The organism is Haloglomus salinum (genome assembly GCF_024298825.1).
Lineage (GTDB): Archaea > Halobacteriota > Halobacteria > Halobacteriales > Haloarculaceae > Haloglomus > Haloglomus salinum.
Map to the genome: position 1 here is coordinate 2,983,657 of NZ_CP101153.1, position 26,839 is coordinate 3,010,495.

General features: G+C 69.5%; 26 protein-coding genes. 13 read left to right on the top strand and 13 right to left on the bottom strand.

What is annotated here, in order from left to right:
* The first annotated feature begins 132 nt into the window (after nt 1-132).
* Both NL115_RS14400 and NL115_RS14405 read left to right on the top strand, forming a co-directional pair.
* Nucleotides 133-1,563 (top strand): FAD-binding oxidoreductase, encoded by a 1,431-nt coding sequence (locus NL115_RS14400; protein WP_254830042.1) that lies wholly within the window; start codon nt 133-135, stop codon nt 1,561-1,563.
* A 142-nt stretch (nt 1,564-1,705) separates the two neighbouring features.
* Entirely contained in the window at nt 1,706-3,847 is a 2,142-nt protein-coding gene (locus NL115_RS14405) for a hypothetical protein (protein WP_254830043.1), read from the top strand.
* An 83-nt stretch (nt 3,848-3,930) separates the two neighbouring features.
* Here NL115_RS14405 and NL115_RS14410 read toward each other — a convergent pair whose 3' ends face one another.
* From NL115_RS14410 to NL115_RS14430, 5 genes are all read right to left on the bottom strand, one after another.
* Nucleotides 3,931-4,128, bottom strand: a complete 198-nt coding sequence (locus tag NL115_RS14410; RefSeq protein WP_254821607.1) for a DUF5800 family protein — start codon at nt 4,126-4,128, stop codon at nt 3,931-3,933.
* 66 nt (nt 4,129-4,194) lie between these two features.
* Nucleotides 4,195-5,844 carry a class I adenylate-forming enzyme family protein gene (locus NL115_RS14415; RefSeq protein WP_254830044.1) on the bottom strand — a complete coding sequence of 550 codons (1,650 nt, stop codon included), beginning with the start codon at nt 5,842-5,844 and terminating at the stop codon, nt 4,195-4,197.
* A 55-nt stretch (nt 5,845-5,899) separates the two neighbouring features.
* Entirely contained in the window at nt 5,900-7,003 is a 1,104-nt protein-coding gene (locus tag NL115_RS14420) for a mandelate racemase/muconate lactonizing enzyme family protein (protein WP_254830045.1), read from the bottom strand.
* Nucleotides 7,003-7,980, bottom strand: coding sequence for a 1,4-dihydroxy-2-naphthoate polyprenyltransferase (locus NL115_RS14425; protein ID WP_254830046.1), 978 nt, complete (start codon nt 7,978-7,980; stop codon nt 7,003-7,005). Before NL115_RS14425 ends, NL115_RS14420 begins: the two co-directional genes overlap by 1 nt.
* Before the next feature lie 105 nt (nt 7,981-8,085).
* Nucleotides 8,086-8,961, bottom strand: coding sequence for a putative metal-binding motif-containing protein (locus tag NL115_RS14430; RefSeq protein WP_254830047.1), 876 nt, complete (start codon nt 8,959-8,961; stop codon nt 8,086-8,088).
* A gap of 134 nt (nt 8,962-9,095) precedes the next feature.
* Between NL115_RS14430 and hisF the strand changes: the two genes are divergently transcribed.
* The gene (gene hisF, locus NL115_RS14435; RefSeq protein WP_254830048.1) at nt 9,096-9,911 is read left to right on the top strand and encodes an imidazole glycerol phosphate synthase subunit HisF; all 816 of its coding nucleotides are present in this window, start codon (nt 9,096-9,098) and stop codon (nt 9,909-9,911) included.
* Nucleotides 9,912-10,194: 283 nt separating this feature from the next.
* On the opposite strand, the gene NL115_RS14440 is transcribed toward hisF, so the two are convergent.
* On the bottom strand, nt 10,195-10,482 hold the full coding sequence (locus NL115_RS14440; protein WP_254830049.1) for a DNA-directed RNA polymerase subunit L: 288 nt from the start codon (nt 10,480-10,482) through the stop codon (nt 10,195-10,197).
* A 71-nt stretch (nt 10,483-10,553) separates the two neighbouring features.
* Nucleotides 10,554-10,955, bottom strand: a complete 402-nt coding sequence (locus NL115_RS14445) for an OsmC family protein (RefSeq protein WP_254830050.1) — start codon at nt 10,953-10,955, stop codon at nt 10,554-10,556.
* Nucleotides 10,956-11,093: 138 nt separating this feature from the next.
* Here NL115_RS14445 and NL115_RS14450 point away from each other — a divergent pair, with 138 nt between their 5' ends.
* The 3 genes from NL115_RS14450 (at nt 11,094) to NL115_RS14460 (ending at nt 12,796) form a co-directional block, all read left to right on the top strand.
* Complete coding sequence (locus NL115_RS14450) at nt 11,094-11,603, top strand: hypothetical protein (protein WP_254830051.1); 510 nt, start codon at nt 11,094-11,096, stop codon at nt 11,601-11,603.
* A 123-nt stretch (nt 11,604-11,726) separates the two neighbouring features.
* Entirely contained in the window at nt 11,727-12,527 is an 801-nt protein-coding gene (locus NL115_RS14455) for a translation initiation factor IF-2 subunit alpha (RefSeq protein WP_254830052.1), read from the top strand.
* Between the two features lie 62 nt (nt 12,528-12,589).
* Complete coding sequence (locus NL115_RS14460) at nt 12,590-12,796, top strand: RNA-protein complex protein Nop10 (RefSeq protein ID WP_254830053.1); 207 nt, start codon at nt 12,590-12,592, stop codon at nt 12,794-12,796.
* Between the two features lie 192 nt (nt 12,797-12,988).
* Here the strand turns inward: NL115_RS14460 and NL115_RS14465 are convergent, their stop codons facing one another.
* Complete coding sequence (locus NL115_RS14465; protein WP_254830054.1) at nt 12,989-13,963, bottom strand: HhH-GPD family protein; 975 nt, start codon at nt 13,961-13,963, stop codon at nt 12,989-12,991.
* Nucleotides 13,964-14,048: 85 nt separating this feature from the next.
* Between NL115_RS14465 and NL115_RS14470 the strand changes: the two genes are divergently transcribed.
* A complete protein-coding gene (locus NL115_RS14470; protein ID WP_254830055.1) occupies nt 14,049-14,240 on the top strand; it encodes a hypothetical protein in 192 nt (63 codons plus the stop codon).
* 54 nt (nt 14,241-14,294) lie between these two features.
* Here the strand turns inward: NL115_RS14470 and NL115_RS14475 are convergent, their stop codons facing one another.
* Complete coding sequence (locus NL115_RS14475) at nt 14,295-14,876, bottom strand: hypothetical protein (RefSeq protein WP_254830056.1); 582 nt, start codon at nt 14,874-14,876, stop codon at nt 14,295-14,297.
* Between the two features lie 247 nt (nt 14,877-15,123).
* On the opposite strand from NL115_RS14475, the gene tenA reads away from it, so the two are divergent.
* The 3 genes from tenA (at nt 15,124) to NL115_RS14490 (ending at nt 17,006) form a co-directional block, all read left to right on the top strand.
* Nucleotides 15,124-15,789 (top strand): thiaminase II, encoded by a 666-nt coding sequence (gene tenA / locus NL115_RS14480; RefSeq protein WP_254830057.1) that lies wholly within the window; start codon nt 15,124-15,126, stop codon nt 15,787-15,789.
* On the top strand, nt 15,786-16,490 hold the full coding sequence (locus NL115_RS14485) for a TenA family protein (RefSeq protein ID WP_254830058.1): 705 nt from the start codon (nt 15,786-15,788) through the stop codon (nt 16,488-16,490). The genes tenA and NL115_RS14485 overlap by 4 nt, the downstream gene beginning before the upstream one ends.
* 180 nt (nt 16,491-16,670) lie before the next feature.
* Nucleotides 16,671-17,006: a ribbon-helix-helix protein gene (locus NL115_RS14490; protein WP_254830059.1), complete on the top strand. Its 336-nt coding sequence runs from the start codon at nt 16,671-16,673 to the stop codon at nt 17,004-17,006.
* A gap of 67 nt (nt 17,007-17,073) precedes the next feature.
* Here NL115_RS14490 and tbsP read toward each other — a convergent pair whose 3' ends face one another.
* Together tbsP and NL115_RS14500 are read right to left on the bottom strand one after the other, a co-directional pair.
* Entirely contained in the window at nt 17,074-17,889 is an 816-nt protein-coding gene (tbsP, locus tag NL115_RS14495; RefSeq protein ID WP_254830060.1) for a transcriptional regulator TbsP, read from the bottom strand.
* A gap of 204 nt (nt 17,890-18,093) precedes the next feature.
* The gene (locus tag NL115_RS14500; protein ID WP_254830061.1) at nt 18,094-20,304 is read right to left on the bottom strand and encodes a hypothetical protein; all 2,211 of its coding nucleotides are present in this window, start codon (nt 20,302-20,304) and stop codon (nt 18,094-18,096) included.
* 137 nt (nt 20,305-20,441) lie between these two features.
* On the opposite strand from NL115_RS14500, the gene glyA reads away from it, so the two are divergent.
* Together glyA and NL115_RS14510 are read left to right on the top strand one after the other, a co-directional pair.
* Nucleotides 20,442-21,692, top strand: a complete 1,251-nt coding sequence (glyA, locus tag NL115_RS14505; protein ID WP_254830062.1) for a serine hydroxymethyltransferase — start codon at nt 20,442-20,444, stop codon at nt 21,690-21,692.
* 140 nt (nt 21,693-21,832) lie between these two features.
* Nucleotides 21,833-23,224: a PAS domain-containing sensor histidine kinase gene (locus tag NL115_RS14510; protein ID WP_254830063.1), complete on the top strand. Its 1,392-nt coding sequence runs from the start codon at nt 21,833-21,835 to the stop codon at nt 23,222-23,224.
* A 74-nt stretch (nt 23,225-23,298) separates the two neighbouring features.
* Here NL115_RS14510 and NL115_RS14515 read toward each other — a convergent pair whose 3' ends face one another.
* Complete coding sequence (locus NL115_RS14515; RefSeq protein WP_254830064.1) at nt 23,299-24,138, bottom strand: hypothetical protein; 840 nt, start codon at nt 24,136-24,138, stop codon at nt 23,299-23,301.
* Between the two features lie 95 nt (nt 24,139-24,233).
* Here NL115_RS14515 and NL115_RS14520 point away from each other — a divergent pair, with 95 nt between their 5' ends.
* On the top strand, nt 24,234-24,770 hold the full coding sequence (locus NL115_RS14520; protein WP_254821629.1) for a cob(I)yrinic acid a,c-diamide adenosyltransferase: 537 nt from the start codon (nt 24,234-24,236) through the stop codon (nt 24,768-24,770).
* A 56-nt stretch (nt 24,771-24,826) separates the two neighbouring features.
* Here NL115_RS14520 and NL115_RS14525 read toward each other — a convergent pair whose 3' ends face one another.
* Nucleotides 24,827-26,824, bottom strand: coding sequence for an AMP-dependent synthetase/ligase (locus tag NL115_RS14525; protein ID WP_254830065.1), 1,998 nt, complete (start codon nt 26,822-26,824; stop codon nt 24,827-24,829).
* Between the last annotated feature and the right edge of the window lie 15 nt (nt 26,825-26,839).

Below are 26,839 nucleotides of genomic sequence, written 5' to 3' on the forward strand. Positions count from 1 at the left end.
GTCCCTTTGAGGCCACGTGTCACGGCGGTGACCCGGCGAGGCGATGACCCGGTCTCCCGATGGTGGCCGGACAAGAACCTCCCCGGACTCGCGCGGATAGCTTTATCATCGCCTGCCCGTCCACTACCGGGTATGTCGTACGATTGTGCGTTCCTCGCCGACCTGCTGCCGGAGGGGCAAGTCTCGTTCGGTGAGTCCGACCGTGGGAATCACGCTGCCGACTGGGGAGCCGAGGAGGCCGGCCGCGGCGTCACGCCGGACGCCGTCGTCTGGCCCGAGTCGACCGAGGACGTGAGCACGGTCCTCGAGGCCGCCAACGACCGCGGGGTCCCCGTGACGCCGTACGCCGCGGGCACCTCGCTGGAGGGCAACGCCGTGCCGCAGTTCAAGGGTATCTCGATGGACGTGACCCGGATGAACGACGTGCTGGAGGTCCGTCCGGACGACTTCCAGATAGATGTCCAGCCCGGCGTGATGGGCTCGAAGGTCGACGAGACCGTCGAGAGCGAGGGGCTGTTCTTCCCGCCGATGCCGTCCTCGGCCAACATCTCGACCATCGGTGGGATGATCGTCAACGACGCCTCCGGACAGAAGACCGTCAAGTACGGCGAGGTGAGCGACTGGGTGCTCGAGCTGGAGGTCGTCCTCGCGGACGGGACCGTCATCGAGGCGGGGTCGAAGGCCGTCAAGACCAGCGCCGGCTACAACCTGAAGGATATCCTCGTCGGCAGCGAGGGGACGCTCGGTGTCGTCACGCGCGCCACCCTCGAACTCGAGGGGCTGCCCGAGCAGATTCGCGGCGGCCGCGCCGTCTTCGGCGACCTCGACGACGCGACCAGCGCCATCTTCGACGCCGTCCGCTCGGGCGTCGACGTGGCCAAGATCGAGCTCATCGACCCGCTCGCCGCCGAGATGTCGAACCGTTACCTCGACACGGGGCTCCCGGACAAGCCGATGGTGTTCCTGGAGTTCCACGCCAACCACGGCGTCCAGGAGGAGATCGACTTCTGCGAGGCGATCTTCGAGAGCCACGACGTGGAGCTGTTCGACATGAGCGAGGACGACGAGCGGATGGCCGAACTCTGGAAGGCCCGGACGGAACTCGCCTTCGCCGTCCAGAGCTACGACCCCGACCTCCGGCCGATCCATCCCGGCGACGTGACCGTTCCGATCTCGAAGTACCCCGACATCATCCGCTACGCGAAGGAACTCGGCGAGGAGCACGACATCATGGTTCCCGTCTTCGGGCACGCTGGCGACGGCAACGTCCACTACTCCGTGATGGTCGACCCCGAAGACGAGGCGATGGTCGAGACGGGCGAGGAGATCTACGACTCGGTCGTCCGCAAGGCCATCGAGATGGGCGGCACCTGCACCGGCGAGCACGGTATCGGCGGCGGCAAGCGGGAGTACCTCGAACTCGAACACGGCGAGGGGGGCGTCGAGGCGATGCGCCGCATCAAGGGTGCGCTCGACCCGAAGGACACGCTCAACCCCGGGAAGATATTCCCCGAGACCATCGAGGAGGGCGGCCGGGTCCACCTCTCGGCCGACGACGACTGACGACGGCCGTCCCATCGACCGGTTCCATCCGGTGGGCACGGCCGGGAGCGCGTCCCGTCGCCCGCCGTGGCGGTGACACCGGCACGCGGCAAGCATCCCGGTAGCGCGAACCTTTTCGTTCCGGCGAGTTCCCCATCGGACGATGGCTGCGCTCCGACCGAGCCACGGTCTGTCGGTCGTATCGACCCTCGTCCTCGCCCTCCTCCTCGCCATCCAGCCGGCGGCGGCCGCCGCGATGGCCCCCGGGCCGACCACCGTCGGGGCCACGCCACGCCCGGCGCTGGCGCAGTCCGACGGCACGAACGAGAGCGATGGGCTCGACGCCGACCACGTCTACGTCGAGCGCGACGGGGACGTGATACTGGTGTCGAACGGCACGGACGCCGCCAGCAGGGCCAACACCACCGTCGAGGACGACTCGCTCGACGAGGTCCGCAACGCCTCGTTCGGCCTCGTCACGGGTCAGGGACTGCTCTACGGGCTGTACGAGACGGACCGCTCGGAACTCGCCGAGGACGGCGAGACGTTCCCGGGGACGTTCTCGGTCGCGACGCGTGCAGCGCCCGACCGGCTCGCCGCTGGCGGGACGTTCGCGACGGAGCGCCCGGCCCAGCTGCAGGCGTTCCGGCTGGACATCGAGGGCGCGCGGACGGACGAGCGCGCCGGCGCGACGCTCGACGGGCGCGCGACGGTGACCGTGAACGGCTCCGCGGCCGCGGGCGCGGTGCTGGAGCGCGCGGAGACCCGCTCGTACGCCCGGGTCGGGCCCCGGAACCTCACGCTCCGGAGCAACGGGACGGCACGGGTCGCGCCCTCCGCAGCCGGGACGGCCGACCCGTTCCGGTTCTCGGCGGTCCTGACCGAGGAGCCGGGCGTCTACCGGCTCGCGGTCGAGCGCAACAGCAGCGTGGGTGCCCAGGCGGTCGGGAACTGGTCGACCCGCGAGCGGGCCCGGGAGACGCTCGAACGGCGGTTCGCCGGCCAGGGCGCCCGGCAGTTCGCGAACACGTCGCTTCGGCTCCGGGCGTACGACTTCCGGAACGCGACGGACGGCGAGGGCGGTCGTCTCGTCGTCAGCTACGTCGTCCGGTACGAGGGGATGAAGGCCCGGCTGCGCCCCCTGGCGCTGGGGGCGCTCACGGCCGACGAGGAGAACGGGCTCGACCCGCTGCAGGCCCAGCGCATCACCGCGGACCTGTTCGCGCTCCGGGTCGAGCGAGCCGCGGTCGACGCGACCTACCGTGACGGGCAGTTCGAGGGCTCGACGGAGCTCCGCCTGAATCGCTACGACCGGGCCGTCGACGGCGCGCTCGACCTGGCGACCGCGTACAATCTGACCGCCAACGAGACCGTCGCGCGCTACGTCCGGGGCTTCCGGACCCGGTTCGACGCTGCGCGTGAGGCGGGCCTCGTCCGTGAGTACCGCCTCGGAACCACCTACCAGCGACCCGGCTCCCGTGAGGCGACCGTCGAGGTGACCAGTCGCTACCGGACCACCAACTGGGACGCGTACGTCGCCGAGCTGGACGAGCGCGGCGTCACCCGGCTCGACCTGACGGGCGACCTGCACGCGCGCGCCGACGGCGACCGGCTCCGGGGCGACGCGAGCGTGGCAGCCGCCCGACCGGGGCTGCTGGCCGACGCCGTCGACGGTCTCCGGAACCTCTCGCGCGCCGGCGTCGAGGACGAGTTCGCCTCGCCCGCCGAACGCGCCGCAGAGCGCGAGGAGTTCAACGACACCCGGGCGGTGCTCGACGCCTTCGAGCGGAGCGACCTCCGGACGGCCCGGTTCGAGCTGAACGTGACCGACGAGGCCGCGCGCGTCGAGGGTGCCGCGCGGTTCGGCAACCTGAGCGCGTTCCGTCCGCTCCTGCGCAACGACACGACCGGCGAACTGCCGACCGACCTGGTCGTCCGCGAGGCCGTCGCCCGGCCGCGACCCGATGGCGGCTCCGTGGTGTACGTCTACGCCGAGGGGGCGGTGCCGGTCAGGCCGTCGGAGGCCGACGTCCGGGCACTCGCGGCGGTCAACGAGAGCATGACGGTCCACATGCCCGGCGAGTGGGACCGGTCGTTCCCGCGCGTCGACCGCGAGCGGGCGTACGGGGTCCTCCGGGCGACCCCACCCGAACCAACGCCGACGGAGACGCCACTCCCGCCAACCGACGGCACGAACGGGACCAGAAGCGACGGACAGCCCGGCTTCGGCCCGGCTGTCACGGCCGTGGCGCTCGTGGCCGGCGTCGTGCTGCTGGCCCGGCGGCGAAGCGAGCACGCCGAATAGCTAGCGAATATTTCTCTTGATTTCGAGCTATTACGTCAACGTGCGTGAGTAAGTTGCGAATTTCTCTGCGTGTTCTAATTCTACTACGACAGGATATCCTTCACCCGCCGCGGCTCGCCGGAGAGCGCAGGGTCCTCCTCCACCATCTGGAGCACCTCGTGGTCGGTCACGTCGGGGTAGCTCTTCTGCGTGGCCTCCTCGATGAGTTCGGCATCCAGCCGGAACTCCGTTCCCTCGTAGACCACGTCGGCTCCCTTCTCGTCGAACGATAGAACGGTCATGCGCGGCGATAGCCGGTCGGCGTACAAAAAGGGCGCGTCCCGGGGTTCCGGGCGGACGGCAGCGGCTCAGTCCTCGCCCTCGGCATCGGCGGCCTCCGTGCTGGCACCATCGCCCAGTTCGAAGACGGTGGTGTCGGCGTCCGGTGCCTGCAGGCGGGCGCGGACCGCCTCGCGGTCGACGGTATCCGAGGCCGTCCGGGGGAGGGCGTCGGTGACACCGACCGTCCGCGGGAGCTTGTACCCGGCCAGTCGCTCACGGCAGTGGCGTTCGAGCGCCCTCGCCTCCACAGCGCCGTCAGCGACGACCAGCGCTGCCACGCGCTCGCCGAACTCCGGGTCCGGGAGGCCGACGACCGCCGCGTCGGCGATACTCGGGAACGCGCGGAGTGTGTCGACGACCTCGCCGGGGTCGACCGTCTCGCCGCCCGGATTGAGACGGTCATCGAGCCGGTTGAGCACCCAGATGCGGCCGTCCTCGTCGCGGTAGCCGGCGTCGCCCGTGTGGAACCCGTGGGGTCCGAACGCCCGCTCGGTCGCCGTCGAATCGCGGTAGTAGCCCGGCGTCACGGCGGGCCCGCTGACAACGAGCTCGCCCCGTTCGCCGGGTTCTACGGCGGCGCCGCTGTCGACGACGGTCACGTTCGTCGTGAACAGCGGGTTCCCGACGGTCCCCGGGTTGGCTCGCGCCTCCGACGGGCGGGCCGTCGCGATCTGCGATGCCGTCTCGGTCATGCCGTAGGTGGGGGCGACGGGTACGTCGCGCTCGGCGCACCGCTCCAGCAACTCGTCGCTCGCCGGTGCACCACCGAGCAGAACGAACCGGAGCGAGTCGGGGAGGTCGCCGGCGTCGAGCAGGCGCGACAGCATCGTCGGCACCAGCGACGTACAGGTCGCGCCCGTCTCGTGCATCGCGTCGAGCGCCGCCTCGGGGTCGAAGCCACCGACGCCGTAGGCCGCGCCGTCCCCGTCATCCTGCTGCTCCGGCGCGTCGGAGCCTCGAAGCGCCACCGCGGTCCCGTAGCAGACCGAGCGGTACACCGGGGCCAGCCCGCCCATGTGGCTCATCGGGAGCGGGTCGAACCAGCGGTCCGCCGGGTCCAGCCCCAGCCGGAATGCCGAGGCGGTGGCGCTCGCCAGGACGTTGCCCATCCGCAGGTCGACAGCCTTCGGGTCGCCGGTCGTCCCGGAGGTGAACAGCAGGCAGAGGCGCCGTCCGGGTGACCACGCCGGGAGGTCGTACGTCTCCGGCGTCGCGTCGGCGAGCGCCGTCGCGCCCTCGCGGGGCGTGTCGATGGTGGCCACGGGGAGGTCCGTCCCCGCGTCGGCCGCGTGTTCGGCCGCCGCTACGACGGTGGCCTCAGTCGCCGCGTCACCGCAGACGAGTCCACAGTCGGCTTGCAGCGCTCGCTCCGCCAGTTCCTGCGCGGTCGAGCGGGCGTGCAACGGCACCAGCACGGCGCCCAGGCGCATCGTCGCGTGGACGAGTTCGACGAACGCCGGCCGTGTCGGGAGGCAGACACCGAGATGCGTGCCCACGCCGACGCCCATCGCCGAGAGGCGCCCGGCGAGTTCCTCGACACGGTCGTCCAGTTCGCGGTAGGTGGCCGGCCCGTCGTCGCCGTCCTCGCCGTCGTCGGCTGCCGCGGCACCGCCGGCGACGCGGAGCGCCGCCGCTCCCGGTGTTGCTGCCGTCCGGTGGGCCAACCAGTCGCGCACGACAACGGACTTGCGACGTGGGGGTATTTGCTGTTTCGCTCCGTCCTCCGCAATCTCACACCCGGTCGGTTCTTCCCTGGTGCCATCGCGTCGCCCCTGCCACGCCGGGGCCGTCCGGGACTCGTACCCGCCCGTCGGCGACGGGGGCCGGGTCCGCGTCGAGCAGGTCGCACTCCAGCCGGTCGCCGGTCGCGAGCCCGCAGGCCGACACGTCGGGTACCGCAGCGGCCGCGTGGACGGCGGTCGCGCGCGCCAGCGCCCCGTCGATAGTCGTCGTGAGGACCGGCTGGACGCCGGCGTTCCGGGCCGCGTGGGCGGCGGCCACGGCACGGTCGGGCCCGCCCAGCGCCATCGGCTTCAGCACGAGCGCGTCCGCCGCGGCCGCGTCCAGTGCCGCCGCGACCGGTTCCCCGCCGACCGCCAGCGACTCGTCCAGCGCGATGCCGACGCCCAGTCCCCGGAGTTCGGCGTGGGCTCGCAGGTCGCGTCGGGTGCCCGACTCCGGGGTCGGGTCGGCCGGGAGTGGCTGCTCCACGTAGGCCACGCCGTGGTCGGCGAACGCTTCGAGCGCGCGTTCGGCGGCCCTCAGGTCCCACGAACCGTTGGCGTCCGCTCGGAGGGTGATATCCGGACAGCGGTCCCGAACAGCCGCGATGCGCTCGATGTCGGCCGCGACGGACCGCGCACCGACCTTCAGTTTCACCGTTCCGAAGCCGTCGGCGACGGCCGATGCAACCGCGGCGGCGGTCGCTTCGGGCCCTCCGTCCCCGACGGTCGCGTTCACCGGCACGGACGCGCACGGCGCGGCCCCATTGCCCGCTTCGTCGACCAGCGTCCGGGCCAGCGGCTCCCCCGCCGCGTGCGCCCGTGCGTCCAGCACCGCGCTCGCGACTGCGTGTCGGGCGGCCGGGGCGTCGGCGAGCGTCTCGTGGGTCGGCAGGGCCGTCGGCTCGGTCTCTGCCTCCGACTCGGCGACCCGTTCCAGTGCCGCCTCGCACGCGGCGAGCGACTCCGTCCAGTCCGGGAGCGGCGCCGCCTCGCCGACGCCGGTCGTCCCGTCGACCGAGAGCCGGACGACGAACCCCTCACGTTCGGTGATGTCGCCGCGGGCGGTGCCGAGTGGTCGCGCGAGCGCGAGCGCGAACGGGTGGATATCCATCACAGGAATCGCGGAAGCGCCAGCCCGATGGCGAACAGGACCGAGTGGGCGGCCAGCAGTTTCCCCGTCTTCTCGAGTGCCGGATTGAGCGCCGCGCCATCGGTCCGTTCGAGTACCGTCTCGCCGATATCGAGGGCACCGGAGAGTGTCGCCAGCGGGAGCAGCGCCGACAGCCCCCAGCCGGTGGCCGCGAACACGGCCGGAATCACGTACGCCATCCCGACGAGCGCACAGAACTCGACGCGGGAGAAGCGGTAGCCCAGCAGGACGGTCAACGTCTGTTTGCCGGCTTCGGCGTCCGTCTCACGGTCGCGGACGTTGTTGATGACGAGGATGGCCGAGGAGAGCCCCGCGGCGGGGAGCGCGGCGACCACCGCGGCGAGCGGCACGACCGACAGCGGCGCGTCGAACGGCGGGATGCCGGCGACGCTGGCGACCGCCTGCACGTAGTAGGTACCCGTCACGGCGACGAGGCCGAAGTACAGGAAGACGAAGAACTCGCCCAGCCCCCGGTAGCCGTACGGGTACGGCCCGCCGGTGTAGAGGATGCCCGCCGCGACCGAGGAGAGGCCGACGACGACGATGACCGGGCCACCCACGTAGACGAGGTACGTCCCGAGGAGGATGGCCAGCCCGAACGTCCCGTACATCGCCCGTTTGACCTGTGCGGCGGGGATGAGCCCGCCCGCGGTGACGCGGGTGAACCCCTCGCGCTCTTCCGTGTCGGCGCCCTTCACCGCGTCGTAGTAGTCGTTCGCGAAGTTGGTGCCGACCTGCAGGAGCAGGGCCCCCACGAGCGCGCCGAGCGCGGGCAGCACGGCGAACTCGCCCAGTCGGAGCGCGAGACCCGTCCCGACGATGACGGGTGCGGCGCCCGCCGGGAGGGTCTGTGGCCGGGCCGCCATCACCCACGCCTCGCGCTTCGAGATGTCGGCCGGCTCGTCGGAGCCGCCACCGCTCTCGACCTCGGTACTCATTAGGGAGAGGTAGGTGCGGGCGGGTTGAAGGGTGTACCGGGGTCGGGCCGGGTGCCGGCGACCGGGGCGGTGGATGGACGCCGGAGGGTGAGCGGGGGCTCCCTGTCAGGGTGTCGACGTCGGTGTGGTATCCTCGTCGACCTCTCCATCGCAGTCGTTGTCCTTCCCATCGCGGACCTCCTCGGCGCCGGGATGGACCGTTTCGTCGTTGTCGTTGCAGTCTTGCTCGGTCGTGTAGCCGTCCGCGTCGGCATCCTGTGCCGTTCGAGTCTGGGTCTGCGTCGGAGTGGTGCCCTCGTCGACCTCTCCATCGCAGTCGTTGTCCTTCCCATCGCGGACCTCCTCGGCGCCGGGATGGACCGTTTCGTCGTTGTCGTTGCAGTCTTGCTCGGTCGTGTAGCCGTCCGCGTCGGCGTCCCGTGGCGTTCGAGTCTGGGTCTGCGTCGGAGTGGTGCCCTCGTCGACCTCTCCATCGCAGTCGTTGTCCTTCCCGTCACGGATTTCTTCGGCACCAGGGTAGACCGTCTCGTCGTTGTCGTTGCAGTCCTCCTCGGCCGTGTAGCCGTCCGCGTCGGCGTCCCGTGGCGTCGGTGTGCCGGGCGCCTCCGTGGTCGTCGTCCGAGTCTCTGTCGACCGTGGTGTCGGAGTCGCTGCCGTCACGGTCGTCCGTGTGGGTGTGGGCGTCGATTGCAGTGTCCGCGTCGGCGTTTCGGCACCATTACCCCCCGCAGTTGCGGTCGGTGACGGTGTGGCTGTCGCAGTTGCGGTCGGTGACGGTGTGGCTGTCGCAGTTGCGGTCGGTGACGGTGTGGCTGTCGCAGTTGCGGTCGGTGACGGTGTGGCTGTCGCAGTCAGGTCGTCGGTCGTCCCCGCTGACGGGAGGCCCGTACAGCCCGCGAGGAGCATCAGCATCGCGGTTGCGACTGCGAGCCAGAGACGGGTCGTCCTGCTGCCGGATGAGCGTCGGGCATCTCCCCCCATGTCAGTAGAGGGCATAGCTTCGGAATATAAGAGTTGTCCTGCTGGCCGGCACCGACCGGCCTCGGCTGGGCGCGCCGAATCGCCCGAACCGTCACCGTCAAAGCCACCCGCCGACTTCCCACGGATACGAGTAGATGACCCTCACCAAACGCATCATCCCCTGCATCGACGTCGACCTGGACGAGAACGGCGACGCGAAGGTGTATACGGGGGTCAACTTCGAGGACCTGCAGTACACCGGCGACCCAGTGGAGATGGCACGGGCGTACAACCGCGCGGGCGCCGACGAGTTCGTCTTCCTCGACATCACGGCCAGTGCCGAGGGGCGCGAGACGATGCTGGACACCGTCTCCGCGGTCGCCGACGAGGTGTTCATCCCGTTGACGGTGGGCGGCGGCATCCGCACGAAGGCCGACATCGTAGAGACCCTGCGCGCGGGCGCCGACAAGGTCTCCATCAACACGGGCGCGCTCGACCGACCCGAACTCATCACCGAGGGGGCCGACTCGGTGGGGAGCCAGGCCATCGTCATCAGCGTCGACGCCCGCCGGCGCTACGACGAGCAGGGCGAGCACTACGAACAGATCGACGGGGAGTCCTGCTGGTTCGAGTGTACCATCAAGGGCGGCCGCGAGGGGACTGGAACCGACGTGATCTCCTGGGCCCAGGAGGCCGAGGACCGTGGCGCGGGCGAGCTGTTCGTCAATTCCATCGACGCCGACGGGACGAAGGACGGCTACGACATCCCGCTGACGCGGGCGGTCTGTGACGCCGTCTCCACACCCGTCATCGCCTCCTCGGGCTGTGGCGGCCCGGAGGACGCCTACGAGGTGTTCACCGAGGCCGGCGCGGATGCGGCCCTCGCGGCCAGCATCTTCCACTTCGACGAGTTCTCCATCGACGAGGTCAAGCGCTATCTCGACGAGCGCGGCGTGCCGGTCCGGCTCTGAGGGCCGGCCCGTGGCGGGAACCGCCCGCCTGACACCCGACTGGAATCGTCCGACTGCCCGCCGACCGCCCCGCCTGTTTCCACTCCAACTTCGAGTAGAACTGTACTCAGGAGCTCCAGGTGTCCTGTTTTCCAGGGCGGGACTCCTCGAGATTTCACTTCCACTCCGCACCCGGGGCTCGCCCATCTGCGCCCGGACCAGAGGGTAGCTGTCGTCGCACCTATCGACCGCGAGGTAGTCGAGGCGTCCGGCTGGGAACGACCGCTGAGGACGACGGGGACGGTTACGCCGCGGCGGCCTCGAACGCGTCGCGGAAGGTCGTGGTCTTGTCCCTGACGTTCTGGGCGGCGGCCTCCAGCGCGTCCAGCGGCGCCGTGTCGTCCTCCGTCTTGATGGTGAGGATGGGGTCGGTCTGACCACCGGACTGTTCGGGGTTCATGTCGTAGGTCGCCGCGGCGACGCCCTCCGTCTCCAGCAGGGCCTCCTTGAGGACGTTCATGAAGGTGTGGTCCTCACCGGCGATCTCGATGGAGAGTTCGGTCTCCTCGTTCTCGATGACGCGCAGGTCCATGCCGTCGGGTAGCCGACAGCCGGCAATAGAACTTGCGAAGCGGGGCCCGGTGGAGAACGGCCTCGTTCCCGTTACAGGTCGGCACCGGGGTGGATGCTCACGTCGGCGTGGAGCCCCTCGCGGAGGGCGGCGTGGACGTGGCAGATATCGTCCGCGAGCTGCTTCAGCTCGGCCTGCTCGTCGTCGTCGAGGTCGGCCTCGACGTGCATGTCGAAGCTGATCGACTCGAGGTCGTCGTCGTCGTCGAGGTCGGCGGAGGCATCCGTCTGGATCTTGCCGAGGTCGTCGTATGAGTTGCGCTGGGCGCCGGCCCGGAACGCGAAGGTGTAACAGGAGGCGTAGTCAGCTACCAGCACCTCGTTCGGAGAGGGTCCGTCCTCGGTCGTGGCGTCGATGCTCAGCTCGAACTCGCCGACAATACTCAGGCTGTGAAATCCGGAGTCGTTCGTCGTGGTGGACTCGATATCTGCCATAGCGGGTGATACCACTCTCGACGCGACCGTAAACGTTGCCCCGAGGCGCCAGCAGTCATCGGCCCGGACCGGGGCTCGGGGCACGAATCGCCCCCTCCCTCCGCAACGGTTTTTCCCCCACCGGGGCGAGAGGGTGGTATGGACGAGTCGTCCGAGGGGGGCCAGTCCGAGGACACCGTCGACCCCGAGGCGACCGACGAGGACGTCGAGGCGGCCATCAACGGGGTCGAAACAGCCCCTGGCGGGTCGAGCGGCGCCCAGCACGACCCGGAAGAGCCGTCGCTATCCCCGGACGGGCCGGCCGAGTCCCCCGCCGAGGGCGCGTCCGGCCCCGATTCTGGCCCCGGCCTCGATTCCGATTCTGGCCCGGGAGACCTCCCGGAAGAGGTCATCAACGCACCGGCCAGCGCCGAGGACGGGGACCACACGCTGCTCGAAGATTACGAGCGCGAGAACGAGCCCCGGTGGAAGACGCTCGCCCGGAAGGGCGCGTTCTGGGTGGGTGCGACCGCCGTTGCTGTCGCGGTGACGCTCACCGCTGTCGTCTCGCTGCGTCAGAGCGGACTCTCGGACGGTGTCGCGTTCATCCTCGCCAGCGTGGGGATGGCGGTCATGGTCGGGTTCGTCTTCCTCTCGCTCCGGCGGTAGACATCACGGCACGGAGCCGACCCGACGGCGTCGCTGCGGCCCCAACGGACCGGCACTCCGACCCCGCCACCGAGGGTCGCGACTCTCGGTGGGTTTATCCCCGACAGCGGGCTAGCGTCGCGTATGAAATTCAGCGGCTATCCCGACCCCGGGGAACTCGTCGTCGGCCGGGTCGACGAGATCGAGGACTTCGGCGTGTTCGTCGACCTCGAGGAGTACGAGGACAAGCGTGGGCTCGTCCACGTCAGCGAGGTCGCCTCCGGCTGGATAAAGAACGTCCGCGACCACGTCGGCGTCGACGAGCGCGTCGTCTGCAAGGTGCTCGAGGTCGACGAGGACGCCCAGCAGATCGACCTCTCCATCAAGGACGTCAACGACCACCAGCGCTCGGACAAGATCCAGGAGTGGAAGTCCGAGCAGAAGGCCGAGAAGTGGATGGAGCTGGCCTTCGGCGAGGACATGAGCGACGAGCAGTACAGCACCGTCGCGAACGCGCTGTTCGCGGAGTTCGGCTCGCTGTACGACGGCTTCGAGCAGGCCGCCATCCACGGCCACGAGGCGCTCGAGTCGACCGACCTCTCCGACGAGGACGCCGACGCCATCGTCGAGACCGCCCGCGAGAACGTCTCGGTCCCGTACGTGCAGGTGACGGGCTACGTCGACCTGCGCGCGCCGGGACCGGCCGGCGTCGAGACCGTCCGGAAGGCCCTGGAGGCCGCGGAGGGCAACGGCGAGGTCCCCGACGAGATCGACCTCGAGGTCACGTACGTCGGCGCGCCCGAGTACCGCATCCGGGTACAGGCACCCAACTACAAGACCGCCGAGTCGGAGCTCGAGACTGCGGCGGAGCGCGCCAGCGAGGCCATCGAGGCCGCCGGCGGGACCGGCGAGTTCCACCGCGAGCGCCGGACCGACGAGGAGTAACACGGATATAACTCTGCCTCGAATCGAACGCTCTTGATTATCCGACAACGCCAACATCTCTCGTGAAATCCGACATCCACGTCTGTTCCGACTGGCGCGACGCCCACGACCGCCCGGTCTACACGCTCGGCGACGAGTGCCCCGAGTGTGGCGCCCAGGCGGTCAACAGCGCGCCGGCGCCGTTCAGTCCGGAGGACCCGAACGGGGAGTACCGGCGGCGCGCGAAGCGGCGGCGGGGGTTGTTGCCGGCGGCCGAGGACGACGGGTAAGCGAGGCGGAAGAGGGACAGCCCGCACGTCGCCGTCGGGGGACGGCCCGCTGGGCCTGATGGGGGGTCCGCTGGATGAAGGGCTCGCATAGACTGATGTCGGCGCGTAGCGGACTCCCAAATCGACGGCCGGAGCAGACGCCTATGCCGGGACTCGGGAGTCACGTTCGAGTGTGTGCCCCGGCCGTCGACGTCACCGGCGGAGCTGCACGAGAGCCTCCCCGTCGGTTTCCGCGACCTCGACCAGCCCGTCGTCGACGAGGTCGTCGATGAGCCCCCGGAGCCAGTCCTGGCCGTATTCCCCGTCGGGCGCGTAGTCGACGCGCACCCGTGGCCCGAGCCGGTCGATCGGCAGCTCCCCGTGTTCCTGTAGCGCGCGCACCACGCGCCCCCGCATCTGCCGACGCGACCCCTCGAACTCCGGCTGGGTCGGCACGTCCGGCGCCGTGAAGTCGTTGGTCGCGTAGGCGTGGCACCACTCACGCCATGGGCAGCCCGCCGCGTCACACTCCGGGGTCTTCCCGCAGGCGACCCCGCCCAGTTCCATGATGGCGTTGTTCCAGACCCGGGACTCGCCGGCAGGCATGAGCGTCCGGGCGACCCGCTCGAAGGTGTCGTCCTCGTCCGGGGTATCGAACGCTCGATGGAGCACGCGCTTGACGTTCGTATCGACCACCGCATCTCCCTCGTTGAACGCGAACGAGGCGACCGCGTTCGCGGTGTACGGGCCGACGCCCATCAGCTCTTGCAGGCCCTCGGGCGCCCGGGGGAACTCGCCCGCATCGACGCCGTCCACCTCGCCGTCCACGACCTGTCGGGCGGCCTCGTGGAGGTACTTCGCGCGATTGTTGTAGCCCAGCGAGTGGTCGGTCCAGAAGCCGACCACGTCGGCGCGGTCGGCATCGGCGAGTGCCTCCACGGTCGGCCACTCGTCGAGGAAGTCGTGCCACGCCTCGACCACGCGGTCGAGCTGTGTCTGCTGGCTCATCACCTCCGAGACGAGGATCTCGTAGGGGTCTTGGGTCTCGCGCCAGGGGAACGACCGGTGGTCGGCCTCGTACCATTCGACGAGCGCCTCGCGAACTGCCTCGACGGCCTCGGGGCCGTCCGGGAGGGCAGGTGCGTCGCCGTCCGCCAGTTCGTCGGGCAGGGCCCCGGCGTCGGTCATCACCCGGAGTCGGGGTGGACGGTACTTTCCGGTGGCGGTTCGTGGCGGCGTCAGGCTGAAGCACCGCCCAGTGTACCGACCGGACATGCGAACGACGGCCTGGCTTCTCGGTGTCGGTGTCGTCTGTCTCGTCGCGTCGTGGCCCCTACTCGAGTTCACCGGGAACGCCGCGGGCGGCGTACTGCTGGTGCTGGGTTTGCTCCTGCTGGTCGCTGCCATCGCGAACTCCTACCTGAACGACTTCCGCGAGGGCTACCGCTCTGCGGGCGAGGAGTGAACAGGAGGCGGACGCGGACCTAGCTATCGACCAAGACGCGAAAGAAGAGTGGGTTCAGCCCAGCAGCAGGCGGAGCCAGCGGTTGTTCTGGACGACGGCCATCTTCTCGACGATGGAGTCCACGCCCAGGATGCGGCCCGCGCCGACCGCGCCGAGGCCGAACAGGAGGGCCGCGTAGACGAGGTGGTCGTCGACGACCCAGCCGTGTGCGACCGGGAGTCCGGCCATGATGCCGCCCGTCAGGCTCGCTGCCCAGAAGAACATCATCATGACGGCGCCCCAGAACGCGTTCCAGCGCACCGCCGCGCCGATGATGAGGCCGAAGCCGGTCAGTGTCAGGCCCCACATGACGAGGCCGTCGATGAGCGGCATCCCGGCCATGCTCGCGAAGAACCCAGTCAGCGGGTTCCCCTGGGGGATGGCGTTGAGCAGGAAGCCCGCCGCGGTCCAGTTGTTCTCCGGGTTCGCGTCGAGGTACGTGACGAGCTTCGTGAGCCCGCCCTGGAGGAGGACCCAGCCCATGACGACTCGCATCGAAACCAGTGCGTAGCCGAGCCAGTGTTCGCTGTATTCGAAGTGCGCCTCACGACCGAATATCTCGGTGTCGAGTTCTCGGGTTGGGGTCTTAGTTGACATCGTGTTTCACCTTACAGATACATCTACTACACGCACCCCTATCACCCTGAATGGTGATTCCAAATCCGTGGGAATCCACGTGTGTCTCCCGATTTCGCCGGATTCCATGCTCGACATTGGATAACAATCCCGCCCCGAACAGGGGGGTCGTCTACCGGCCCACCGTCATCTCGATACGCAAGGGTAACCCCTGATACAAAACGGTGATATCACCAATCGATAAGTCGGTCGCGCTCGAGGCGTCGGCATGGGATTCACGGACGAACTCGAACCCCTCCACGACGAGGTCGTCACCGCCATCGTCGAGCACCCGATGGTCACGGGAATCGGTGACGGGACACTCGATCTCGAGCCGTTCCGGCGCTGGGTGCGGCAGGACTACGTCTACCTCGTCGAGTACAACCGCGTGTTCGCGCTCGGCGCCGCGAAGGCCCCCGACCTCGCCCGGATGGGTCGGTTCGCGGAGCTGCTCCACGAGACGCTCCACACGGAGATGGACCTCCACCGGTCGTACGCCGCCGAGTTCGGCATCACGGAGGCGGAACTGGAGGCCACCGACCCCACGCCCACGACCCGCGGGTACACGGATTTCCTCGTCCGGGTCGCCGCGCTGGGGACGTTCGGTGACCTCGTCGCCGCGCTGCTCCCGTGCATGTGGGGGTTCAACGAGACGGCCGAGCGCCTCGCCACCGACGGCCTCCCCGACGAGGAGCGCTACGCCGAGTGGATTCGCACGTACACCAGCGACGAGTTCGCCGACCTCGCGGACTGGTGCCGGGAACTGCTCGACGAGGTCGCTGCGGGCGCGCCCGACCGTACTCGCGAGCGCTACCGTGACCTCTTCTACACGTCGGTGCGCTACGAGTACCGTTTCTGGGACGCCGCGTATCGCGACGAGGGGTGGGGCGTATGAGCACTCCCAGCGCCGCGAACGTCCCGGCCAGTTTCGCCGAGAGCGACTTCGACCGGTACACGGCGTGGCTCCGCGCACGGACAGGCCCGAACTGGTTCGCCGCGACCGAGCACCGGTTCGTCACTGAACTCGCCGCGGGCGAACTGGACGACGCCATCTTCCGTCGCTATCTGGTGCAGGACTACGCCTTCGTCGACGCGCTCACGTCGCTGGTCGGCCACGCCGCCGGGCACGCCCCGACCGTCGAGACACGCGTGGAACTGGCCGACTTCCTCACGACGGTGGGGACCGACGAGGACGAGTTCTTCCGGCGCTCGTTCGACGCGCTGGACGTGCCCGATGCCGACCGGACCGACCCGGACCTGTGGGCCGTCACCCGCGCGTTCCAGGACCTGCTCGGCCGCGCGGCCCGCGCGGGCTACGCCGAGTCGCTGGCCGTCCTCGTTCCCGTCGAGTGGGTGTATCTGGAGTGGGCGACCGCAGCAGCCGAGGAGCCCCGCCCCGACCGCTTCTACCTCGACGAGTGGATCGACCTGCACGCCGTCCCCGCGTTCCGCGAGTTCGTCGGGTGGATTCGTGAGGAACTGGACGATGTGGGTCCGGCGCTGTCCCCCCGTCGAACGCAGCGCGTCGACCGACTGTTCCGCCGAGCGGTGGAGCTGGAGGTGGCCTTCTTCGACGGCGCGTATCAGCCCGACTAGAATCGTGTATTCACACGAATATGTGGGGTATAACTGATATAAATGTCCAATTGCGGCCATACGTTCGAAATATGGGGGTCTGGTAACTGTGGCCATCCTGGTGTGGCTCCTACGACGAGGCGAGCATCGGCTCGCGGGGACAGCACAGCCCTCAAGCCCGTCGCCGACCTCGGTCGAGGTATGAGTCTGGACGAGCTGTCCGCCGATATCGAGGCGACGTACGCGGAACTGGGCGAGACGATGGACCTGTCGCTGGACCGTGAGACGCGCAACGAGCTGGCGCTCCTGGCGGCCGCCTACGACCCCGACGAGCTGGACGAACTCGTCCGGCGGGGCGTCCACATGCTGTTCCAGTCGGCCGTCGACACCGGGAACGTCGACTTCCACCTCCGCTCGGGATACGACGTAACCTACGACGAGTACCTCTCTGGGATGACCTACGAGGAGATGACTGGTGGCGCCGCCGGTGCCGGTGGCCCCCCGGACCGTGACGATACGCGTCGCTACCAGCAGTAGCCCCCACGAGAAATCCCCGTTCGTCCCGTTCCCCGTTCGTCCCGTTCCGTTCCCCTCGGCTTCCGATTCAGGCCGCGGCCAGCGCCGAATGCGTGGCGCTGACCAGTTCCTCGATGTCGGCGTCCTGCAATTCCTCGTCGCCCAGCAGGAGCCGGAGGCGCGGTCGCCCGACGTCGATGGGCACCTTCTCGGTGTCGATGAGGTCGTTCTCCTCGAGTTTCGTCTTCGTCCGCGAGAACGTCGCCTTCGAGGCGATACCGATGTCCTCGCCCCACTTGCTGACGTCGTAGAGGAGTTCGCGGTTCTTCGCGGCCACGAGCAGGCTGATGGTCACCTCGTCCAGCCCCTCGCCGTCGCCGCGGGCGGTCTCCAGCGTCGCGAGGATAGCGTCGAAGTCGTCGGCCGAATCCGGCCCCAGCGATTCGCGTAGCGTCTCGCGGACGCGGGAGATGGCGGGGGTCCGGAGGTTGTGCGGTTCGGCCGCCTCCCACGCGTCGGCGTACTCCTCGTACGCGCCCTCGATGAACTCCCCGTCGTCGGTCGCGAGCGCGGCGACCCGGCCGCCACCGGCGACGAGTGCTGCGACGGAGTCCTGGGTCACGAGAAGCGTGTTATCCCCGTTCTGGTACGTCCGGAGCTCGAGGCGTCCGGCCTCGACGAGGTCGGCGGCACGACTGGCGACGATGAAGTCGTCCAGCACGGCCTTCAGCACGCTCTCGTCCGCGAGGAGGCGGACCGTCGGCCCACCGTCGGGCGAGAGCACGTCGACGAGTTCTTCGACGGTCTCCGAGGCCGGATTCACGACGAAGACCGACTCGTCGACGTTGTCTAGTGCTTCCGAGAGTACCTCGGCGATACTGTTCTCGAGTAGATTAGCATCCATGATAGCTGGTGTAACTATGACCTGAAGTATATATTAATTTATTGGCCAACTGTGAGGAACTGGCCGTCTCGGACGCAAGAACGGTATGTCGGCGGGAATCGGCCAACCGAGAGTGTGGGCCTCTGCTCGGGTGATTATACTCGCCAGTAATACAAAAGGGTCCCGGAACACCGCCAGGCGAGTTGGCCACTGGCCCGCTCGTCGCTACGCGTCGTCGGCCGCCAGTTCCGCGGCGAGGTCGGTCGACCAGTGGAGGCGGCCGTCGTAGCACACCGGAAGGGAGCGGTCCCGGAGCAGGTCCACCGTCTCCCCCTGGCTCAGTTCGACCCTGGCCGGCCGGCCGTCCAGTCGGTCGCAGCGGCCGAACGGCGAGCGGTGGCTTCGTCCGGTGGCGTCGGCCGAGAGGACCTCCTGGACAACCTCGAACCCGCCCTCGTCCTCGCTCTCGCTCTCGGAGACGTGCAGCACCGCCGGCGACGCCGCCGGTGCCAGCGCGTACGTGCCGTCGCCGACCACGGCGTAGTCGCTACCCATCAGTATCTGCTGTCGGGCGAGCGAGAGGGCTCGCTCGAAGCCCACCCCGCGGATGAGCAGGCGGGCGAACGCCGTCCCGACGGTCGCCGCGTGCCGGTCCAGTACCGTCGTCAGCGTCACGGCGCCCGCCACGCTCCCGCGCTCGACCAGGCGCTGGCCCTGCTGGTACGAACCACAGGCGTTCAGGAAGAACGTCCGCGCCCGGACCGTCTCCAGGTCGGCCACGTCGAGGTAGCCGTTCCGGCATCGCAGTCCTTCGCGCTCGCAGTGGCCGATGTAGTGGACGAAATCACACGGTTGCTGGAGGAGGTCGGCCAGTGCGTGCCGGGTGAGCGAGCCGTGGACCGTCACGTCGACCTCCAGGTCGGCCGCCCGGTCGCGGTAGATGTCGGCGACGGCTCGCTCGCCGGTCATATCGGTGTCGTTGCAGACCACGGCGATATCGAGCGCCCCCTCCCGGTCGCACTGGGCGGCCAGCCGATTCCAGTAGGCGGTGGGCGTCGTCTTGAACGCCTCGATGGGAGTTCCATCGGCGAGCCAGCCGTGGAGCCGGGCGTTCCGGAGCTCCGGGGCGAGTCGGTCCGCGGTCGCCACGTTGCCGGCCGACCGGGTCGTCCCGTCGTCATTCGCCGGGGGCGCTGCCCGTCCGGTCACGCCGTCGACGAGCGCCGACCCCGGTCCCCGGTAGAACCCGTCGAGGGCCCGCCGGAGGAGCGAACTGCCGTCGAGTTCCGACGCGGCGGCCGGGTAGACGAGGCTCAGTCGGTCGAGCAGATGCGGGAGACAGCGGACGGCCCGCGTCCCGCCGTCGACGTACGTCGCCAGCGGCCAGGCCGGGAGTTCGGCCTCGATGCGCTCGAAGGGCGCCTCGAGGTACGCCGCAAGCCGCTCGGCGGGCGAGCGGGCGCGCACGGTCCCGGGGTCGAGCCCCACCTGTTCGAGCAGGCCCGTCCCGGCCAGTCGCTCCGCCGGCCGGTCGCGGGCCAGGCAGTCGAGACCGAACACCCGTCGGAGCAGGTCGGCCACTGCGTCGGCGAACGGCCCGTCCTCGGCCGGGAGCGCGCGGTCGATTCCGGCTCCCGGGGCGCGGAGCCGCGGTCGCGACCGCCCCTCGTCGACTCGTACCGTCGCCCCGAGGTAGAACGCAAGCGGCGCTGCCAGCGCGCACGTCGTCAGCGACGGCGGGAGCCGGAGTTCGATTCCCGATTCGGGTGTGGCCCGCTGGACCGCGGCCGGGATGTCGCGCTCGCCGAACGCGACGAGCGGCGGGTGGCCGCGTCGGTCGGGGTGGGAGCGCTCTGGCCCGAGCGTTTCGAGGGCGGACGAGGCGTGCGTGAGCGCCGTCGCGGCACCCGCGGGCGTGGGCGGGACGGTCACCATCGGCGGGTTCGCGGTTCGCTCGCGGAAGCCGACCGTGACGGTCGTGGGGGCGTCGAAGCTGACCGTGGCCCTGGGTGTGGACCGGGCGTCGGAACGGGGGCCGGACGGCTCGCCGCCACCCGGGTCGCTCGGTTCCCCGGTTCCGGCGGCACTGCCCATCCCCGTGCCGCTCCCGTCGGCGAGCGCTGGCGGCTCCACGCGCGCCGGGCCATCGAAGCGGAGCACGGTCTCGACGGGGCCACCGCTCGCGACCAGCGCTTCGTCGGCTTCCAGACTGACCGCCCCGGTGGCCGCCCGGGCGCTCGCCGGGGCCTGCACCGAGACGGCCGAGCCGGGGACCGCGAGGCGTGTGGTCCGTCCGTCGGTCCGTGTATCGACCGGGAGCGGGAGCGACGGGGACGAACCGCTGGGTGCCCCCCGCCACGCGGCCGCAGCGACCCGGATGGAGCCCTCGCGGCCGTGCGCGACTATCCTCCCCCCCGATGTGGAACACCACACCATCCGTAGAGCGAATCTCGGGTGCCCGACCAAAGAACTACCGCCCAGCAGGCCCGGGCCTTTTTATCGCCCGGCCGGGACACCCGCCCGGATTGCCGGAGACGGGAAGCTACTTCCATACCCATCCCCGACGCTCTCGTATGTACGACCGCGTCCGCGAGACCGACCCGGCAGTGGCCGACGCCCTCGCCGGTGAGGTGGACCGCCAGCGCGAGACCCTCGCGATGATCGCCTCCGAGAACCACGTCTCCCCCGCGGTGCTGGAGGCCCAGGGCTCCGCGCTCACCAACAAGTACGCCGAGGGCTACCCCGGCGAGCGCTACTACGCCGGCTGCGAGTACGCCGACGAGGTCGAGCGTCTCGCCATCGACCGCGCGAAGCAGCTCTGGGGTGCCGAGCACGTCAACGTCCAGCCCCACTCGGGGACGCAGGCCAACATGGGCGTCTACCTCGCGATGCTGGACCCCGGCGACAAGATCCTCTCGCTGGACCTCAACCACGGCGGGCACCTCTCGCACGGCCACCCGGCCAACTTCACCGGGCAGACCTACGAGGTCGAGCAGTACGAGGTGAACCCGGAGACGGGCTACATCGACTACGACGACCTCCGCGAGCACGCCGAGCGGTTCGACCCCGACATCGTCGTCTCGGGCTACTCCGCGTACCCGCGCGAGGTCGAGTTCGAGCGCGTCCAGGCGGCGGCCGACGCCGTCGACGCCTACCACCTCGCCGACATCGCCCACATCACTGGGCTCGTCGCCGCCGGCGAACACCAGTCTCCGGTGGGCGTCGCCGACTTCGTCACCGGCTCGACGCACAAGACCATCCGCGCCGGCCGTGGCGGCATCATCATGACCGACGAGGAGTACGCGAGCGACATCGACCCGGCCGTCTTCCCCGGCGGGCAGGGTGGCCCGTTGATGCACAACATCGCGGGCAAGGCCGTCGGCTTCAAGGAGGCGCTCTCGGACGACTTCGAGGCGTACGCCGCACAGGTCGTCGACAACGCGAAGGCGATGGCCGAGGTGTTCGCCGACCACGGTCTGAAGGTGGTCTCCGGCGGCACGGACACCCATCTCGTCCTCGTCGACCTCCGCGAGTCGCACCCGGACCTCTCCGGCGGTACCGCCGAGGAGGCCATGGAGGAGACGGGGCTGGTCCTGAACGCCAACACGGTGCCCGACGAGAGCCGCTCCCCGTTCGACCCCTCGGGTATCCGCGTGGGCACGCCCGCGCTCACGACCCGCGGGATGGACGAGGACGCCGTTTCAGAGGTCGCACACCTCATCTGCGACGTGCTGGACGACCACGACGACACGGCGACGCTGGACCGCGTCTCCGAGCAGGTCGAGGCGCTCTGTGCGGACTACCCGCTGTACGAGGACCTGTAGCGCGGGTCGCTACTTCCTGGAGAGGATTCGCACTCTCCGGGCAGGGCGTCGGCGTCGCCGCGAAGTGATGGGAGCGGTGGTACGGGACGGCCGGCAGTAGCCGGTGAGTTTTTGCGTCCGAAGCGGGTAAAGACGGGAAGATGGACCCCTCTCCGTCCCTGGGTGTCCTCCTCGACCATGCCCGGGACAAGATAATCCTCCTCGACGAACGGGGACGGGTCACCTACGCCAACGGAGCCGTCGAGGATATCCTGGGGGCCTCCCCCGAGGCGTTCGAGGGCGAGGACGTCTTCGACTACATCCATCCCGACGACATCGACGCGGTCCGCGCGGCGTTCGAGGAGACCATCCGCAGCGAGACGTTCGTCGAGACGACCATTGAGTACCGCTGCCGGGCAGCCGACGGCTCCTGGGTCCACCTCGAGAGCCGGATGTCGAACCTTACTGACGACGAACTGGACGGGTACGTCGTGAGCTCCCGGGACATCACGGACCGTGTCGCGGCCCAGCGCGAGCACGAGGCGGTGACGAGACGGCTCCGGGAGCTGTCGGCCACGACGGGTGACGTGCTCTGGATGTTCGACGGTGACTGGTCCGAACTCCTCTTCGTCAACCCCTCGTACGAGGACGTGTACGGCCAATCAGCCGAGACGCTGGAGGCGGACCCGCAGCGGTTCCTGGATACCATCCACCCCGACGACCGCGCGACGGTCGAGGAGGCGATGGCGTATCTGTCGGCGGGCAACTCCGCCGACATGGAGTACCGGGTGAACCCGAACAAGGACTACCGGACGTGGGTCTGGGTCCAGGCCGAGCCCATCGTCGAGGGCGGCGAGGTGGTCCGCATCACCGGCTTCACCCGGGACATCACCGACCGGCACCGACGCGAGCGCCAGCTCTACGTGCTGGACAACCTCCTGCGGCACAACCTGCGAAACGACATCAACACCATCTCGGGCAACGCCGAACTCATCGAGGAGGAGGCACCCGAGGTGGCCGACAGGGCCGCCGTAATCCGACGGACCGGTGAGGAACTCCTCCGTAGTGCGGAGAAGGACCGAGACATCATCGAACTGCTCATCGGGGCCACCGGACCGGAGCGGGTCGACGTCGTCGCGGCGATCGAGACGGCCGCCGAAACCGTCAGGGACCGCGGTCTCGTGGCCGACATCGATATCTCCACTCCCGAGACGGCCGACGCCCTCGCGCTGCCGGAACTCCGCCTCGCCGTCGTGGAACTCCTCGAGAACGCCATCCTGCACAGCGACGCCGATACGCCGCTGGTGTCGGTCACCGTCGAGCTCGACGCCGAGCGGGTGGCCATCCTCGTCGACGACGACGCGCCGCCCGTCCCCGAGATGGAGGAAGCGGTCCTCGCCGGCCACCACAACATGGACGGGCTGTACCACAGTACCGGGCTCGGACTCTGGCTCGTCTACTGGGTCGTCGAACTCTCCGACGGCCGCATCGAGGTGACGCGCCGGGGCGGCGGGAACCGAATCCGGGTGGACCTGGCTCGTCCTCCGGAGTGAGTCCGGAATCGACACCGGTCGCAGCGGCGACGGGATACCCGACCTCAGGGGCATGCCCGAGCCTCGAAGACGAGCTATCCCTCCCGAGCGACCAGCAGGAGTACCCCCCCGAACAGCCCGCACAGCGCCGCGACGTACCAGCCGATACCGGTGCCGATGGTCACGACCGCGGCGGCGCCGATTCCGAGGAACAGCAGCGCCAGCACGCCGGCGGCCAGCCGGACCTGCGGGTTCGGGTCCCGGCCCGTCTCCGGGTCCGCTGTCGCGACGACCACATCGAGTGCCGCCTCCACGTCGGCGAGCCGTGCTGTCGGGACCAGCAGCCGGGTCGTGCTCCGACCGAGCCGCCCCGGTCGGTTCGGGACCGCCAGCGTGACCAGCGAGAGCGGGCCGAGCCGGCGCGACCGGTAGCCGGTCACGCGGTCGAGTTCGAACTCGCGAGCGCCCGTGTCGAGGACGGCACGCTCGGTGTCGATGGTTCCCCGGGTCGCCGCCACGGCGTACGTCAGCCCGGCCAGCACACCGCCGCCGACGATGGCGGCCGCCACCCGTGGGTCGAGCCACCAGCTCCCGACGAGAACGGCCCCACCGGAGAGGCCGAGTGCGACCCGCTGTCGGACCGAGAGCGCCAGCCCCATCGTCATCTCCTCGGGGTAGAACGAGGGGCGCTGGTCGGTGTCGCGGAGCATCGGGAGCAGGTAGAGCAGCGAGGCAGGCCCGCCGACCAGCGCGAGCAGGACGACCAGCGCTCGGGCCCCGGTGCTCCCGGTCCAGAGGACGACTCCGAGCAGGGCGAGCCCTCCCGCCGCGACCACCACTCCCACCCCGTGGAGCAGCGCGGCGGCGAGCAGGAACAGGACCCGGAGCCACCGCTCGGTCGTCGCGTCGTGGCGCCACGTGACGCTCCCGGCCATCACCGAGGCTGCACCGCTCGGCGTCAAAGAGGTGTCGGCGCGGCCGGGACGGCGGTGCCGCCTGTTATAAGTCTCCGCCCCCCGAACCGGGATGCATGAAGATCTACACCGGTCGCGGCGACGAGGGGATGACCGACCTGCGTGACATGAGCCGGGTGTCGAAGACGAGTCCGCGCATCGAAGCGTACGGCACCGTCGACGAGGCCAACACCGTCGTCGGGATGGTCCGTCCCTCGGGCCACGACGACATCGACGAGAAGCTCGAAGCCATCCAGAACCACCTCCACATCGTGCAGGCCGACTTCGCCAACCCCGACCTGGACGACGACGACGCGCCACATCTGGAGGAAGAGCACGTCGACGAACTGGAGGACTGGATGGACGCCTACGACGAGGAACTGGAGCCGCTGGAGAACTTCATCCTGCCGGGCGGCAGCGAGGCCGGTGCACACCTCCACCACGCCCGCGCGGTCGTCCGGCGGGCCGAGCGCCGCTCCGTGGAGCTGGCGTCGGACGAGCCCGTCAACGCCACCGCCATCGCCTACCTGAATCGGCTCTCGGACGCGCTGTTCGTCTTCGGCCGCGTCGTCAATCAGCGCGACGGTGTCCCCGAGGAGTCGCCGAGTTACTGACTCCGAACACGGAGCGCGGGGATGTCGGGTTCGGTCGTCCGTGGGAGGTGTCGGTCTCAGTCGTCCGCGGCGGCCTGGGCGTCGGCGTCCCCTTCGGCCGGCGTCCGCCCGTAGATGTCGTCGATGAGGTGTTCGTGGCGGCTCCGGATGATGCGGCGCTTCTTCTTCAGCGACGGCGTGAGCGCGTCGTTGTCCGCTGTCCACTCCTCCGGGGCGAGGCGGAACTCCTTGATGGTCTCGTGGTGACCCAGCCGTTCGTTGACGGCCTCGACGTCCTCGGCGACCCACTCGCGGACGCGCTCGTCGTTCGCGACGGCCTCGGGGTCCTCGGGCAGGTCGATACCCGCCTCGTCGGCCCACTCGCGGAGCTGCTCGAAGTTCGGCACGATGACCGCACCGATGAACTTCTCGTTGTCACCGACGACCATCACCTGGTCGATGCGCGCGGAGGTGGCGAACTCGTCCTCGATGGGCTCGGGAGCGACGTTCTTGCCCGTGTCGAGCACGATGAGGTTCTTCCGGCGGTCGACGAAGGAGTAGTAGTCGTCCTCGTCCCGGGCCACGATGTCGCCGGTCCGGAACCAGCCCGTCTCCGTGAACGCCTCCTCGGTCTTGTCGGGCTTGTTCCAGTAGCCCTCGAAGACGTTGGGTCCTTTCGCCAGCAGCTCCCCCACCTCACCCTCGGCGGCCTCCTTCTGCTCGGGCGAGACGACGCTCCGGTCGAGCTTGAGCTGGACGTCGTGGAGTGGCGGCCCCATCGTCCCGACCTTGATATCCTCGGGGGGATTGAACACCAGCCCCGGCGCCGTCTCGGTCAGGCCGTACCCCTCGATGATGGTGATGCCCATCGCCCGGTAGAGCTTCGCGAGATCCTCCGAGAGGGACCCACCGCCGGAGACGAACATCTCGATGTTGCCACCCAGCGCCTCGCGGACCTTCGAGAAGACGAGTCTATCTGCGAGCTTCATCTTCGTCCGGAGGCCGAGCCCCGGCGACTCGGCATCGTCGTACGCCTTCCCGGTCTCGACTGCCCACTCGAAGATGCGCTTCGAGACGGGCGAGTCGCTGGCCTGCTCGCGCATCCCGTTGTAGATGCGCTCGTACACCCGGGGGACGGAGTTGGCCACCTGTGGTTGCACCTGCTGGATGTCGTCGGCGATGGTGTCGGTCGACTCGGCGTAGCCGATGGTGATGCCGGAGGCGAGCGACTGGAAGTGCCCCGACCGCTCGAAGGCGTGCGCCAGCGGCAGGAAGGCAAGCGAGGTCTTGCCGGGCTCGAACTTCGGCATGTCCTCGGGCTTGTCCGGGCGGGGGCCGAGCCGCTTGCGGACGGCGTTCATCAGGCTCCGCCAGTGCCTGTGCTGGAGCATCACCCCCTTCGGGTCGCCGGTGGTCCCGGAGGTGTAGACGAGCGAGGAGAGCTCCGTCCAGTCCCGGCGGTCGAGCCAGCGCTCCACCGCGTCGCGGTCGAACTCCTCGCTGCCCAGTTCGTACACCTCGGCGAGCGTGTACGTATCGGCGTCGAGCGGTTCGGTAACCTCGTCCGGCACCTCGTCCAGCGTGACGACGAACGAGAGCGGCAGTTCGCTCTCGACCTCGGCGAGCGTCTCCAGCAGGTCGGCGTTCTCCACGACGACGCCCATCGAGCCGGGGTCGTCGAGGAGGTACTTCACCTGCCGGGGGCTCGACTCGGTGTAGACCGTCGTCGCCACGCCCTCGGCGGTCTGGATGGCCATGTCCGCGTGGGCCCACTCCATCCGCGTGTCGGCGTAGATGCTCACGCGGTCGTCGGCCTCGACACCCAGTTCGCGGAAGCCGGCCGCCAGCCGCGCGACGATATCACCCACCTCCTCGTACGTGAGCGCGGCGTACTCTCCCGACGGCGCCGCCGGGACGACGTTGCCCGAGACGAGCGACCGGTCGTAGATGCCACCCTTGTAGAGCTGGCAGTCCAGCTCGCCGTGTTGGTCCACCGCGTCGAAGAACGCCCTCGGGATGGTCGTCTCCCCCATAACCTCGTCCGTGTACTCCGCTTCCGCCTGGCGCCAATCCATGCGGGCCGGTACCTC